The sequence below is a fragment of the Rhodopseudomonas sp. G2_2311 genome, assembly GCF_047501505.1.
Lineage (GTDB): Bacteria > Pseudomonadota > Alphaproteobacteria > Rhizobiales > Xanthobacteraceae > Rhodopseudomonas > Rhodopseudomonas palustris_H.
Map to the genome: position 1 here is coordinate 47,330 of NZ_JAZDRK010000015.1, position 14,456 is coordinate 61,785.

At 66.4% G+C, this 14,456-nt stretch carries 11 protein-coding genes; 7 read left to right on the forward strand and 4 right to left on the reverse strand.

The window, feature by feature from the left end:
- Nucleotides 1–58 precede the first annotated feature (58 nt).
- The 4 genes from ftsZ (at nt 59) to recN (ending at nt 5,978) form a co-directional block, all read left to right on the forward strand.
- On the forward strand, nt 59–1,837 hold the full coding sequence (ftsZ, locus tag VRZ08_RS18130) for a cell division protein FtsZ (RefSeq protein WP_414533412.1): 1,779 nt from the start codon (nt 59–61) through the stop codon (nt 1,835–1,837).
- 346 nt (nt 1,838–2,183) lie between these two features.
- Nucleotides 2,184–3,146, forward strand: a complete 963-nt coding sequence (gene lpxC, locus VRZ08_RS18135) for a UDP-3-O-acyl-N-acetylglucosamine deacetylase (protein ID WP_414533413.1) — start codon at nt 2,184–2,186, stop codon at nt 3,144–3,146.
- A gap of 226 nt (nt 3,147–3,372) precedes the next feature.
- Nucleotides 3,373–4,281, forward strand: a complete 909-nt coding sequence (locus VRZ08_RS18140; RefSeq protein ID WP_164573044.1) for an outer membrane protein assembly factor BamD — start codon at nt 3,373–3,375, stop codon at nt 4,279–4,281.
- A gap of 11 nt (nt 4,282–4,292) precedes the next feature.
- Nucleotides 4,293–5,978, forward strand: a complete 1,686-nt coding sequence (gene recN, locus VRZ08_RS18145) for a DNA repair protein RecN (protein ID WP_414533414.1) — start codon at nt 4,293–4,295, stop codon at nt 5,976–5,978.
- A 154-nt stretch (nt 5,979–6,132) separates the two neighbouring features.
- Here recN and VRZ08_RS18150 read toward each other — a convergent pair whose 3' ends face one another.
- Nucleotides 6,133–6,420 (reverse strand): GIY-YIG nuclease family protein, encoded by a 288-nt coding sequence (locus VRZ08_RS18150; protein WP_414533415.1) that lies wholly within the window; start codon nt 6,418–6,420, stop codon nt 6,133–6,135.
- A gap of 146 nt (nt 6,421–6,566) precedes the next feature.
- On the opposite strand from VRZ08_RS18150, the gene ligA reads away from it, so the two are divergent.
- A complete protein-coding gene (gene ligA / locus VRZ08_RS18155; RefSeq protein WP_414533416.1) occupies nt 6,567–8,714 on the forward strand; it encodes an NAD-dependent DNA ligase LigA in 2,148 nt (715 codons plus the stop codon).
- A 131-nt stretch (nt 8,715–8,845) separates the two neighbouring features.
- Here ligA and VRZ08_RS18160 read toward each other — a convergent pair whose 3' ends face one another.
- Both VRZ08_RS18160 and VRZ08_RS18165 read right to left on the reverse strand, forming a co-directional pair.
- Nucleotides 8,846–10,132: a multidrug effflux MFS transporter gene (locus VRZ08_RS18160; protein WP_414533417.1), complete on the reverse strand. Its 1,287-nt coding sequence runs from the start codon at nt 10,130–10,132 to the stop codon at nt 8,846–8,848.
- 381 nt (nt 10,133–10,513) lie between these two features.
- Nucleotides 10,514–12,343: an aminopeptidase P family protein gene (locus VRZ08_RS18165; RefSeq protein ID WP_414533418.1), complete on the reverse strand. Its 1,830-nt coding sequence runs from the start codon at nt 12,341–12,343 to the stop codon at nt 10,514–10,516.
- Between the two features lie 196 nt (nt 12,344–12,539).
- On the opposite strand from VRZ08_RS18165, the gene VRZ08_RS18170 reads away from it, so the two are divergent.
- Entirely contained in the window at nt 12,540–12,734 is a 195-nt protein-coding gene (locus VRZ08_RS18170) for a hypothetical protein (RefSeq protein WP_107345293.1), read from the forward strand.
- A 24-nt stretch (nt 12,735–12,758) separates the two neighbouring features.
- Here VRZ08_RS18170 and VRZ08_RS18175 read toward each other — a convergent pair whose 3' ends face one another.
- A complete protein-coding gene (locus VRZ08_RS18175; RefSeq protein WP_107346672.1) occupies nt 12,759–13,649 on the reverse strand; it encodes a 50S ribosomal protein L11 methyltransferase in 891 nt (296 codons plus the stop codon).
- 522 nt (nt 13,650–14,171) lie between these two features.
- Here VRZ08_RS18175 and VRZ08_RS18180 point away from each other — a divergent pair.
- Nucleotides 14,172–14,396 (forward strand): hypothetical protein, encoded by a 225-nt coding sequence (locus VRZ08_RS18180; RefSeq protein WP_414533419.1) that lies wholly within the window; start codon nt 14,172–14,174, stop codon nt 14,394–14,396.
- Nucleotides 14,397–14,456 lie beyond the last annotated feature (60 nt).

Sequence of the window (14,456 nt, forward strand, 5' to 3'; positions counted from 1 at the left end):
GCCCAGGCCATTTGCCGGGGACTTCACGAACCAACGCGCGCGTAATCGAGAGGCAACCATGACCATCAATCTCAATGTCCCGGATATTCGCGAGCTGCGGCCCCGGATCACCGTGTTCGGCGTCGGTGGCGCCGGCGGCAACGCGGTCAACAACATGATCACGGCCGGACTGGATGGCGTGGACTTTGTGGTCGCCAACACCGACGCGCAGGCGTTGACGATGTCGAAGGCCCAGCGGCTGATCCAGATGGGCACCCAGGTCACCCAGGGTCTCGGCGCCGGCTCGCAGCCGGACGTCGGCTCGGCTGCCGCGCAGGAAGTCATCGACGAAATCCGCGACCACCTCTCGGGCGCGAACATGGTTTTCGTCACCGCCGGCATGGGCGGCGGCACCGGCACCGGCGCCGCGCCGGTGATCGCCAAGGCCGCGCGCGAGATGGGTATACTGACCGTCGGTGTGGTGACCAAGCCGTTCCACTTCGAAGGCGCACGCCGGATGCGCACCGCCGAGACCGGCATCACCGAGCTGCATAAAGTCGTCGACACTCTGCTGATCATCCCGAATCAGAACCTGTTCCGGGTGGCCAACGAGAAGACCACCTTCGCCGACGCCTTCGCGATGGCCGACCAGGTGCTGTATTCGGGCGTCGCCTGCATCACCGACCTGATGGTCAAGGAAGGCCTGATCAACCTCGACTTCGCCGACGTCCGCGCCGTGATGCGCGAGATGGGCAAGGCGATGATGGGCACCGGCGAGGCCACCGGCGAGAAGCGCGCGCTGACCGCCGCCGAAGCCGCGATCGCCAATCCGCTGATCGACGATTCCTCGATGAAGGGCGCCCGCGGCCTCTTGATCTCGATCACCGGCGGCAAGGACCTGACGCTGTTCGAAGTCGACGAAGCCGCCACCCGCATCCGCGAGGAAGTCGATCAGGACGCCAACATCATCGTTGGCGCCACCTTCGACGAGAGCCTCGACGGCATCATCCGCGTGTCGGTGGTCGCCACCGGCATCGAGCAGGCGCAGCTGTCGCGCAATGCCGGCACCCCGGCGGCGGCCGCCGCCGCGAGTGCGGTGGGAAACGATAGCCGCTTGGCTGAGCTGACAGCCAAGCTGCGGGCCGACAATCAGCGGATTGCCGAAGCTGCTGCGATGCGCGCCGCCCAGGCCGCCGCTGCTCCGGCCGCCGCTGTCGTCGACTCGTCTCCGCGTCAGGCTGCCAATGTCGAGCGCGCCGCGCTCGCCGCGATCGCGGCTGCCGTCGGCAACGAGCCGATGCCGCAGGAAGCCCCGGTGCAGCAGGCGTCCTACGGCGACGTCACCGTCCGCCCGATCCCGCAGAAGCCGTCGCTGTTCCCGGATCCGGAACAGTCGCGCGCCGTGTCCGAAGAGCCGCTCGCGCCGGAAGCCTTCGTGCCGCCGGCCGCCGACCGCGCCGCGATGCGCCCGCCGCGGATGCCGCGCTTCGACGAGCTGCCGGTGCCGGCCCAGAACGAAATCCGCCAGGCCCGCGGCGATGGCGAAGAGGATCATCCGCAGAAGAATCGGCTGTCGTTGCTGCAGCGCCTCGCCAACGGTCTCGGCCGCCGCGACGACGAGCCGGCCGAAGCGCCGCAGGTCGCCCGCAACGGCGGTCCGCAGATGCCGCCGCTGCCGGAGCGCCGGCCGCAGCGCAGCGTCGCCGATCAGATGGGTAAGGAGCCGGTGTCCGAGTACGCCAAGCGTCCGGCGCCGCAGGGACTCGACATGCACGGCCGCCCGGCGCCTGTGGCCCCCGCGCCACAGGGCGACGACCATCTGGATATCCCCGCCTTTCTCCGGCGGCAGGCGACCTGAAACAATGTCTGAAATCTGACCAAGCTCAGGGCCTCGGCGATCCGCCGGGGCCCTTTTTTGTGGCAAGCCGGTATTCTGGCCTTCAAAATCTAAGTCACTGAAAAATCGTCATTTTACGACTTTAGGCGGAACTGAAACGAAATCGCGTCGATCACGATTGATGTCGAATTCGATCGGCAGGCGGCGGTAATGCGGCGGGTTTGGGGTAACAATCCGTAAAAAAGCGTGAGTTGGCGCGATTTGGGGCAGTGCTATGGTCAATACGGACTTGGGGACGCCTAGAGCGAGTCGCTCGGCCGACAGGACCGGAACGATCTCCGCACTGCGTCAGTGGGACACTTTACTTATGAAGTTCAGCCGGCAAACCACGCTGCGTTCGCAAGCCACGGTGACGGGCGTAGGTGTTCATTCGGGCCGTCCTGTGACTCTGACGTTGGGACCCGCAGATATCGATGCGGGTTTTCTTTTTGTCCGGACCGGACTTGATGGCGCCGATCGCGAGATCAAGGCGACGTCCAAGTCGGTGGTCGCCACCGAGCTGGCCACCGTCCTCGGCGACAGCGACGGTCCGCTGGTCTCCACCGCCGAACACATTCTCTCCGCGCTGCGCGGCATGGGCATCGACAACGCCACGATCGAAGTCGACGGTCCCGAAGTTCCGATCATGGACGGCAGCGCCGCCCCGTTCGTCGCTGCCATCGACCAGGCCGGCCTCCGCGAGCAGGCCACTCCCCGCAAATACCTTCAGATCCTGAAGCCTGTCTCCGCCGCGATCGGCGAATCCTTCGGCGAATTCCGGCCCTACGCCGCCGGCTTCCGCGTCGAAGTCGAAATCGACTTTTCCAATCCGCAGATCGGCAAGCAGAAATATGCGCTCGCGGTCGAGCCGGAGATCTTCCGCCGCGAAGTCGCGCGCGCCCGCACCTTCGGCCGCATGAACGACGTCGCCCGGCTGTGGAAGATGGGTTACGCGCTCGGCGCCTCGTTCGAAAACTCGGTGGTGTTCGACGACGACCGTCTGCTCAATCCGGAAGGCCTGCGCTACTCCGACGAATGCGCGCGCCACAAGGCGCTGGATGCGATCGGCGACCTCGCGCTCGCCGGCCTGCCGATCCTCGGCGCCTATCGCTCGGTGCGCGGCGGCCACAAGCTCAACCACACCGTGCTGACCACTCTGTTGGCCGATCGCAGCGCCTGGCGCGTGATCGAAGCCGAGCCGGCGCGTCGTGCGGTGCGCGGCCACGCCGAAGCCGTCACCGGCCTGGTCGGCGGCATGGTGGCTCCGGCCTACGGTCCGGACGTGTCCTGACCGCAACAGCGAGTCAGGCGATTTTCCACATCTTGCGGCCTGTTAACCGATTGGGCCGGCCGCCTTATTCCCGGCGAATTAGCTGCGTACCCGGTTGGTGAAGTCACCTTTTTCGGCTAAACAGCCGGCGGTTGACTCCACGCTTTCCGGCGCAGGTCGATGGCTCAGGCCACAGCGGTCTGGTCGATTGCCGGGGCACCGTTCTCCATTTGTCGGGTTGGAATTGATGTCGGCACAGCGGATCGCGCTCGGACTGCGGAACGGAGAGACTTCTCGCAGGGGCGATCGCCTGCGGCGCGGGCTGCCGATGATCTTCAGCCTGCTGGCGCTGTCGCTTCCGCTCGGCGGCTGCGGCACCGGCGCGTTGTGGGACAAGTTCCTGGCCAAAGACGACAAGATGGTCGATGAGCCGGCGGACAAGCTCTACAACGAGGGCTTGTACCTGATGAATCAGGACAAGGACACCAAGGGCGCCGCCAAGAAGTTCGAAGAAGTCGACCGCCAGCACCCGTATTCGGATTGGGCGCGCAAGTCGCTGCTGATGTCCGCCTACGCGTACTATCAGGCCGGCGACTACGACAGCTGCATCGGCGCCGCCACCCGCTACGTCACGCTGCACCCCGGCAGCTCTGACGCTGCCTATGCGCAGTACCTGATCGCGGCGTCGAATTACGACCAGATCCCGGACATCTCGCGCGACCAGGGCCGCACCGAAAAGGCGATCGCCGCGCTCGAAGAGGTGATCCGCAAATATCCGACCTCCGAATATGCCAACAGCGCCAAGCAGAAGCTGGAAGGCGCCCGCGACCAGCTCGCCGGCAAGGAGATGGATATCGGCCGCTATTACATGAGCAAGCGCGACTACGCCGCGGCGATCAACCGGTTCAAGACCGTGGTGACGCGCTATCAGACTACCCGCCACGTCGAAGAGGCGCTGGCGCGTTTGACCGAGGCCTATATGGCGATCGGCATCGTCGGCGAAGCGCAGACCGCCGCCGCCGTGCTTGGCCACAACTTTCCTGACAGCCGCTGGTACAAAGACGCCTACAATCTTGTAAAGTCGGGGGGACTCGAACCCACCGAGAACAAGGGCTCCTGGATCAGCAAGTCCTTCAAAAAGCTCGGTCTCGGATAGGACCGTCTCCCATGCTTTCGCGCCTTTCGATCCGCGATATCGTGTTGATCGAGCGGCTCGACATCGAATTTTCCCGTGGCCTCGCGGTGCTGACCGGCGAGACCGGTGCCGGCAAGTCGATTCTGCTCGACGCCTTTGCGTTGGCGCTTGGCGGCCGCGGCGATGCCGCGCTGGTCCGCCACGGCGCCGAGCACGGCCAGGTCACCGCCAGCTTCGATGTCGCCAAGACCCATCCGGCGTTCGCGATCCTCAAGGCCAACGGCCTCGACGATCGTGAGGTCGACGAATCCGGCGAACTGATCCTGCGCCGGGTCCAGCTTGCCGACGGCCGCACCCGCGCCTTCATCAACGATCAGTCGGTGAGCGTGCAGACCCTCAAGGCGGTCGGCGCCACGCTGGTCGAAATTCACGGCCAGCATGACGAGCGGGCGCTGGTCGACGCCGCCACCCATCGCCGGCTGCTCGATGCCTTCGCCGGGCTCGAGAAGGACGTCGCCGCACTGGAGACGCTGTGGGAGGGCCGCCGCACAGCGCGGGCGGCGCTCGACGCCCACCGCGCCGGCATGGAGCGCGCCGCCCGCGAGGCCGACTATCTGCGCCATGCCGCCGATGAGCTGAAGCAACTCGCGCCGCAGGATGGCGAGGAGACCACGCTGGCCGAGCGCCGCGCCACCATGATGCAAGGCGAGAAGATCGCCGCCGACCTGCGCGAGGCGCAGGAGGCAGTCGGCGGGCCGCATTCGCCGGTCGCCTCGCTGGCTGCCGCGGTGCGCCGGCTGGAGCGTCGCGCCGGCTCCGCGCCGCAACTGGTCGAGCCGGCCGTGAAAGCCATCGACGCCGCGATCAATGCGCTGGAAGAGGCCGATCAGCATCTTAACGCCGCGCTGGCCGCGGCTGATTTCGATCCGTTGGAACTGGAGCGGATCGAGGAGCGGCTGTTCGCGCTGCGCGCCGCCGCCCGCAAGTATTCGACCCCGGTGGATTCGCTTGCCGCGCTTGCCGCCCAATACGTCGCCGACGTCGCGCTGATCGATGCCGGCGCCGATCGGCTGGTGGTCCTGGAGAAGGACGCCGCCGAAGCCGACGCCCGCTACAGCGCTGCAGCCGCAAAGCTCTCGGCGGCCCGGACCAAAGCGGCGGAGAAGCTCAACAAGGCGGTGGGTGCCGAGCTGGCGCCGCTCAAGCTCGAACGCGCCAAGTTCATGACCCAGGTCGAGGCCGATGACGCCGCGCCGGGGCCGCAGGGCATCGACCGCGTCGAGTTCTGGGTGCAGACCAATCCCGGCACGCGCCCCGGCCCCCTGATGAAGGTGGCGTCGGGCGGCGAGCTGTCGCGCTTCCTGCTGGCGCTGAAGGTGGTGCTGTCCGACAAGGGCTCGGCGCCGACCCTGGTGTTCGACGAGATCGACACCGGCGTCGGCGGCGCCGTCGCCGATGCGATCGGCGCCCGGCTGGGGCGGCTCGCCTCCAAGGTCCAGGTGATGGCCGTTACCCACGCCCCGCAGGTCGCCGCCCGTGCCGACCAGCATTTGCTGATTTCCAAGGCTGCCCTCGACAAGGGCAAACGCGTCGCCACCCGAGTCGCCGCGCTGGAACAAGACCACCGCCGCGAAGAAATCGCCCGCATGCTGGCCGGCGCCGAGATCACCGCAGAGGCGAGGGCCGCGGCCGACCGGCTGATCAAGGCGGCGGGGTAGGGGGTCTCCTCCCAGTGGCAGAGATTCCGGGTTCGCGAGCTTTCGCTCGCGCCCCGGAATGACTCGCTGAGGGGCTGTTTCTCAAAACGCCGTCATTCCGGGGCGCGCGCAGCGCGAACCCGGAATCCCGAGGTTCAGGGCACCCTGCCTCAGCCTATCGCGCGATCGTCTCGAACAGATCGTCCCAGCCCGGATTGTCGCGCTCGATCAGCGCCACTTTCCACGCCCGTCGCCACTTCTTGATCTCCTTCTCCCTTGTGATGGCGGAGATCGGGTCGTCGTGGATTTCGAACCACACCAGCTTGGCGATGTTGTATTTCGACGTGAAACCCGGCACGGATTTGGTGCGATGCTCATAAGCCCGGCGGACGAGGTCGTTGGTGACGCCGACATACAGGGCACCGTCTTTGCGGCTGGCGAGCAGATAGACATAATAGGACACCGGCGCCTCGCGCGCGGCGAGATTCCGGGTTCGCTTGCTGTCGCAAGCGCCCCGGAATGACTCGCGGTAAAGTTTCTAACCTCATCACCTCGGTCATTCCGGGGCGCGAGCGTGAGCTCGCGAACCCGGAATCTCAAGTGCGAAAAATGGCTGCGAAGACCAAACCCGCCCCCGACATCGCCACCCTCACCAAAGCGAAAGCCAAGGTGGAGCTGATGCGATTGCGCCTCGAGATCGAGGGGCATGACAAGGCGTACTATCAGGACGACGCGCCGAAGATTTCGGACGCTGACTACGACGCGTTGCGGCGGCGGCTGGAGGCAATCGAGCAGAAGTTTCCCGAACTGGTCAGCGCCTCGTCACCGACCCAGAGCGTCGGCGCGGCGCCGGCCCGCGGCTTCGCCAAGGTGCAGCATGCGGTGCCGATGCTGTCGCTCGGCAACGCGTTTGCCGATGACGAAGTCGCCGAGTTCGCTTTGCGGGTGCAGCGCTTTCTCAAGCTCGACGACATGCCTGCGATCGTTGCCGAGCCGAAGATCGACGGGCTGTCGCTGTCACTGCGCTACGAGAACGGCGAGCTGGTGCGCGCGGCCACCCGCGGCGATGGCTTCACCGGCGAGGACGTCACCGCCAACGTCCGCACCATCAAGGACGTGCCGAACACGCTGAAGGGCAAGCATATCCCCGCCGCCTGCGAGCTGCGCGGCGAAGTCTATATGCTGAAGCAGGACTTCCTTGCGCTGAACAAGCGTCAGGAGGAGATGGGCGAAACCGTATTCGCCAATCCGCGCAACTCGGCGGCCGGTTCGCTGCGGCAGAAGGACGTGTCGGTCACCGCGTCGCGACCGCTGAAGTTCTTCGCCTATGCGTGGGGCGAGATGAGCGACTATCCGATGGAGGAGCCGACCCAGCACAAGATGCTGCAATGGCTTGATCACGCCGGCTTTGTCGTCAATCCCGAGATCACGCTGTGTCACAGCGTCGAGGATGCGCTCGCGTTCTATCGCCGGATCGGCGAGAAACGCGCGTCGCTGCCGTATGACATCGACGGCGTGGTCTATAAAGTCGACCGTCTCGACTATCAGGAACGTCTCGGCTTCGTGTCGCGCAGCCCGCGCTGGGCGATTGCGCATAAGTTCGCCGCCGAGCAAGCGACGACTGTGCTCGAGAAGATCGACATTCAGGTCGGCCGCACCGGCGCGATGACGCCGGTGGCGCGGCTGCAGCCGGTAACGGTCGGCGGCGTGGTGGTACAGAACGCGACGCTGCACAATGAGGACTACATCAAGGGTATCGGCAATGATGGCGAGCCGATCCGCGATGGCGTCGACATCCGCGAAGGCGACACCGTGGTGGTGCAGCGCGCCGGCGACGTGATTCCGCAGATCGTCAGCGTGGTGATGGAGAAGCGGCCGGACAGCGCGAAGCCGTACCACTTCCCGCACAAATGCCCGCGATGCGGCAGCCACGCGGTGCGCGAAGAGGGCGAGGCGGTGTGGCGCTGCACCGGCGCGCTGATCTGCCCGGCGCAAGCGGTGGAACGGCTGAAGCACTTCGTGTCACGGCTCGCCTTCGACATCGACGGGCTCGGTGAAAAGCAGATCGAGCTGTTCCACGAGCGCGGCTGGGTGCAGGAGCCGGCTGATATCTTCACGCTGAAGGCGCGCAATGCCGAACTGAAGCTCGAGCAGCTGGAAGGCTACGGCGAGACCTCGGTGCGCAATTTGTTCGCCGCGATCGACGCGCGGCGCGCCATCGAGTTGCACCGGCTGATCTTCGCGCTCGGCATCCGCCATGTCGGCGAGGGCAACGCCAAGCTGCTGGCGCGGCACTACGGCACGCTGGATGCGTTCCTTAGCGCGATGCGTGCCGCCGCCGACGCGCAGACCGAGGAGGGCAACACTTCGGAGGCGTATCAGGATCTCGACAACATCGCCGGCATCGGCGACGTCGTGGCCGAAGCGGTGGTCGAGTTCTTCGCCGAGGAGCGCAACATCAAGGCGCTCGATGCGCTGCTGGTCGAACTCACCGAAGTGCTGCCGGCCGAGCAGGCACGGCGCGACACTGCGGTCGCCGGCAAGACCGTGGTGTTCACCGGCTCACTGTCGAAATTCACCCGCGACGAAGCCAAGGCCGCGGCGGAGCGGCTGGGCGCCAAGGTTGCCGGTTCGGTGTCGAAGAAGACCGACTACGTGGTCGCCGGCGAAGACGCCGGATCGAAACTGACCAAGGCGAAAGACCTCGGCGTCACCGTGCTGACTGAAGACGAGTGGCTGGCGCTGATCGGAAACTAACCCCGTCATTCCGGGGCGCGCGGAACGCGCGAACCCCGGAATCCCGAGCTGTTCTGCCGATCGAGATTCCGGGTTCGCTCACTTGCGTGAGCGCCCCGGAATGACTCGCTGCAAGGGAGACGAAGCTCCGCCTACACCAGCGTCTCTTCTTCCGCCTTTTCGATCATTTCCTCGGTCGCGATCAGATTGCGGCGCGGCACCAGGAAGATCATCGCCGAGGCGCAGGCGAGCGCCGTTCCGAAGATCGCGATATTGAGCGGCAACGGTGTCGCGAAATGGCCGCCGAGCCAGGCGCCGGCCTGCGAACACAGTGAGCCGAACCCGAATTGGGTGAAGCCCATCAGTCCGGATGCGGTCCCGGCGGCTTGCGGGCGGATGCTGATCGCGCCGGCGGCGGCGTTGGCCATCACCGCGGCGTTGCCGAACATGATGATCATGTGGGTGCCGAACAGCCAGCTCGGCACCTGATTCCAGCCGAGGACGCCCCACGCCAGATTGAGCAGCGCGCCGACGATCTGCAAGCTGAGCCCGAACCAGATCAGCCGGTCGAGCGAATGCCGCGGCGAGAATTTCACGCAGAACACGTTGCCCATCAGATAGGCGAAGCCGGAGCTGGCGAACCAGGCGCCGTACTCGGCGCTGCTGCGGCCCATCTGCGTCACCACGACGTAGGGGCCGCCACCGGCGAAGATGAAGATGATCGCCGACGCCAGCACCTGGCACAGCACGTAGCCGATGAAGGCGCGGCTGCCGAACAGGCTGCGGAGGTCGGTGCGGAAGCCGCCGCGCTGCGCGGTGGGCGTGCTGCTGCGGCTGGTTTCCGGCAGCGCCAGCGTGATCGCGACGGCGACGACGATCGCCCCGGCGGTGACGGCGTAGAAGATCGCGCGCCAGCCGAGCGCGGTTTCGATCACGCCGCCGGCGAGCGGGCTCAGCATCTGCGCGATCATCATCACGGCGATCACGAGGCTGAGCATGCCGCCGACGCGGTCGCGGCTGTAGAGATCGCGGATGATGGCGCGGCTGATCACCATGCCGGACGCGCCGCCGAGCGCCTGCAGGAAGCGCAAAGCGATCAGTTGCGGCAGCGTCTGCGCGAAGATGCAGCCGATGCTGGCCGCGACCATCAGCGCCAGCCCGCCGAGCAGCACCGGGCGGCGGCCGAAGCGGTCGGACAATGGCCCCATGATCAGCTGCGAGCAGGCCAGCCCGACCATGTAGAGCGACACGGTCATCTGCGCGACCGAGATGTCGCTGGAAAAATCGCTCGCCAGCACCGGCAGCGCCGGCACGAAGATGTACAGCGCGATCGGCGCCGCGCCGTTCATCAGCACCAGCAGCAGGAGCAGCAGCTTCGATGGCGGCAGGTCGCGCCGGCTGGCGTCGATCGTTGCGTATCTGCCGACGATTCCGTGCATGCGAGATCGGTTCCCGACGGGCCTGCCAGGGCGGAGGATGTGAGCTGGTGGTTCGACTGTAGCCTGCCAGGGCAATGCTAACAGGCGGTTTTTCGGCATAAGGCTATGCGGAAGGCGGGCGAGGGGCAGCTGGTCGTGGGGCCGCAGAGGTCTCGGACCGGTGTCGTTCGCGCGTGGACTCTCAACCTGTCATTCCGGGGCGCGTGCGCAGAAACTCTCGCGTGTCATTCCGGGGCGCCGCGCAGCGGCGAACCCGGAATCTCGAGGTTAGTGTGCGCGACGCAGCTCCAGGCCGTGCCCGCTTCAGATTCCGGGTTCGCGAGCTGGCGCTCGCGCCCCGGAATGACTCGGGAAGAGGGCGGCACTCACCGCTTCAGGCGCTCAGGCCTTGAGCGGCGCCGTCGCGGCGTCGAGCCAGAGTTGGGTGGGGCCGTCGAGGTGGGGGCGGACGGTTTCGCGGACGCGGGCGTGGTAGGCGTCGAGCCAGGATCGTTCCTCGGTGCTGAGCATCGCCACATCGATCAGGCGGCGGTCGATCGGCGCCAGCGTCAGGGCTTCGAAACCGTTCATCGGTTTCTCGGCGCCGTCGATCTGTTTCTCGACCACCAGCTCGAGGTTCTCGATCCGGATGCCGAAGCCGTCGGTCTTGTAGTAGCCGGGCTCGTTGGACAGGATCATGCCGCGCTTCAGCGGCGTGGTGCCGAGCTTGGAGATCCGCGCCGGGCCTTCGTGCACCGACAGATAGCTGCCGACGCCGTGGCCGGTGCCGTGCTCGAAATCGATTCCGGCCTGCCACAGGAACTGCCGCGCCAGCGTGTCGAGCTGCGCGCCGGTGGTGCCGTCGGGAAACACCGCGCGGGCGATTGCGAGGTGGCCGCGCAGCACGCGGGTGAAGCGGTCGCGCATCTCCGCCGTCGGCTCGCCGACCGCGATGGTGCGGGTGACGTCGGTGGTGCCGTCCTGATACTGCGCGCCGCTATCGATCAGTAAGAGGTCGCCCGGCTGGATGCGGCGGTTGCTCTTGCGGGTGACGCGATAATGCACGATCGCGCCGTTCGGTCCGGTGCCGGAGATGGTCGGGAACGACACGTCCTTGAGCGCGCCGGTGTCGCGGCGGAAGGTCTCCAGCGCTTCGACCGCATCGATCTCGGTCAGCGTGCCCTTCGGCGCTTCGGCATCGATGAAGGCGAGGAAGCGCGCCAGCGCCACCGCGTCGCGGCGATGCGCGGCGCGGGTGCCGTCGATCTCGGCCTGGTTTTTCACCGCCTTGAGCAGCGCGACCGGATCGGCGCCGCGCAGCGGCTTGCCGCCGGCCTCCTTGATCAGCCGGGTCAGCGCATCGGCCGCGGTGGCGCTGTCGAGGGCGATCGTCGCGCCGGTCTTGGCCTGCTCGCGCAGCATCGGCGCCAGCTCGGCCGGCTCGGCGACCTCGGCGGTCTGTTCGAGATGGTCGCGCACGCTGTTCGACAGCTTGCGGCTATCGATGAAGATGGTGGGGCGGCCATCCTTCGGCAGCAGCGCGTAGGACAGCGGCAGCGGCGTGTGCGAGACGTCGGCGCCGCGGATGTTGAAGGTCCAGGCGACCGCGTGGGAATCCGACAGCACCAGCGCATCGGCCTTCAGCCGAGCCAGCTCCTCGTTGATGCGGCCGAGCTTGCTGGCCTCGCTCTCGCCGGCGAATTCCACGTCGTGGACGGTGACCGGTCCGAGCGGCGGCGCGGGACGTTCGCTCCACACCGCGTCGACCGGATTGCCGTCGACCGCGACCAGCTCGGCGCCGGCTTTGGCGCAGGCGGCCTGCATCCGTTCGACTGCTGAAGAAGTGTGCAGCCACGGATCAAATCCGAGGCGATCACCGGCTTTCAGATGGGTCTCCAGCCAGCGTTCCGGCGGCGGTTCGACCAGCGACTCGATGCGCCACGCATTGGTGTCGACCTGTTTGGCGGCCTGCAAGGTGTAGCGGCCGTCCACGAACAATGCGGCCTGATCGATCAGCACATACGCCAGCCCCGCCGATCCGGTGAAGCCGGTGAGCCACGCCAGGCGTTCTTCGGAGGGCGGCACATATTCGTTTTGTTGCTGATCGGTGCGGGGAATTGCAAATCCGGTGAGCTTGCGCCGCAGCAGCTCTTCGCGAAACGCCGACAGCCGCGCGGTGAGTGCGACGCCGCTCTCGGGCTCCTCGAAGCTCTGGAAATGCGACTCGAACATAGCAGTCTGCTCCCTCGACACGTTGCGCACGGCTCACGCGATATGCATAAAGTCCAGCTTATGGCACGAGTTATGCTTGATTTATCGAGCCCGCAAGAGACGGGCGAGAGCTCCGCAGTGCCAGCTGCACCACGCTCTGACAACGCGTCCGGGACAATCCCGGGAGTGTCTCAACTCAACGACGAGGTGATACACCATGCCTGCTTTTACGTTTGAGAAGATTTCCCCGCCGGTCCGCCCGGGTGGTACGCCTCCGAACGTCGAGCCCGAGCAGCCGCAGCCGCGTGGTGTGATCGTGCGCATCCTGGACCGTTTCGTCCAGTCGGCGGTCAGGCGCACCGACCCGAACGGCGACGCTCACAGCCGCTTTCCCGACAAGCCCGCGCACTGAGCACCCGCTCAGCAGCGCTCCCTATCAGAACGTCTTCACCAGCAGCAGGCTGCTCCAGCCTTCGATCACCAGCTGCCTCAGCAGCACGCAGCCGCGCGCCCGATACGCCGCGATCACGCTCTGCGCCTGCGGCTGCAGCAGCCCCGACAGGATCACCAGAGCGCCGGGCGCGAGGTGCTCGCTCATCGGCTGGGCCAGTGCCCGGAGCGGGTTGGCGAGGATGTTCGCCAGCACCAGATCGAACGGCGCATGGGCCGCGAACACCGGCGAGGCAAAGCCGGTCGCCCATTCGGCCTGAACCAGATTGCCGACACCGTTGAGCCGCGCGTTCTCGCGCGCGACCGCGACCGACTGCTTGTCGATGTCGGTGGCGAGCACGGTGTGGCGCAGTGCCTTGGCGGCGGCGATCGCCAGCACGCCGGTGCCGGTGCCGAGGTCGAGCACGCGCTGCGGCGGGCCGGCGCGCAGCACCAGATCGAGCAGGGTCAGGCAGCCGCGGGTGGTGCCGTGATGGCCGGTGCCGAAGGCGAGCGCGGCTTCGATCTCGATGCCGAGCTTGTTGGCCGGCACCCGATCACGATCATGACTGCCATGGACGACGAAGCGGCCGGCCGGAACCGGCACCAGCCCTTCCAGGCTCGCTGCGACCCAATCCTTGGCGGCGACGGTTTCGAGGCTGATCGCCTGCGCGGCCTCGGGGCCGGCGGCCTGCGCTACCAGCTCGCGGATGTGGTCGAGGTTTGGCTGCTCGCCGAAATGCAGCGCCACCTCCCAGCTGCGGTCCGGCCGCTCGAACGCCGCGATCGCCATCTCGGCCTCGTCGAAGCACTCGCCGAGCAGGTCGGTGACGCGGCGGGCGGTGGCCTCGTCGCCGAGCACGAAGCTGGCGCGGACAGTGGGAGCGGGATCAGTCATGGCAGGTCCGAAGGTTGGCAGCGAAAGGGCGCGGCTGAAGTGATCTCTCAACAGATCGTCCACCGCTTCTGCGCCGGAAACGCACAGCTTGTCCATGACTTATGCACAGGGTTGAATCCGCAAGATTCAGAGTTCTCCACTGCCTTCGCGCAACTTGTCGACAGATTCGTGCACAGCGTGACGAATGGCTGCGAAGCCTATGTGCGTGGGACAGAAAACGACTCGGAAGTTCTGTTACGCACACGCTTTCCGGGGAGTGGTCCGCGCCCACGGACAGGGGGTTGCGAACAGATGCGCGGAACCAGTTCCGTGTCGGCTGCGTTTCAAGTTTTGGTTGTGAGAGTCCTATTGTCGCCTTGTTCTTTGGCCAATGGGTTCGCGCGCTTGGCCGCAGCTCCAATGACGGCGCCGCCAGCGACCATCCCGACAACGACATGAGGTTTGATGAGCAAGGCCAACGAAGTTCCGTGCGCGACCGCCACCCGGCGCCGAAAACTGTCTACGATGGTGGTCGTTTCAGCCTTGCTCGCAACCGTTTGCACGCCCGCGGCTTTCGCCGAGGGGCAGGGCGGCGTGACGCCGGTCGCTTTCCCGGCCGGGCAGACCGCAATTCCGGCGGGCGTCGACTGCGTCACGGTGCGCTACTACGTCAGCGAACACGGCCGGGCCAAGTCGATCGCCTGGGCGCTCAAGAACGGCTACAGCTGGGCGCAGATCGCCGAAGCCAAGCGCTGTCTGCGCGGCTGAGAAACCCTCCGCAGCCGCACTGTTCATCTACAAGTTTTCCACAGCTTATCCACAGGCTTA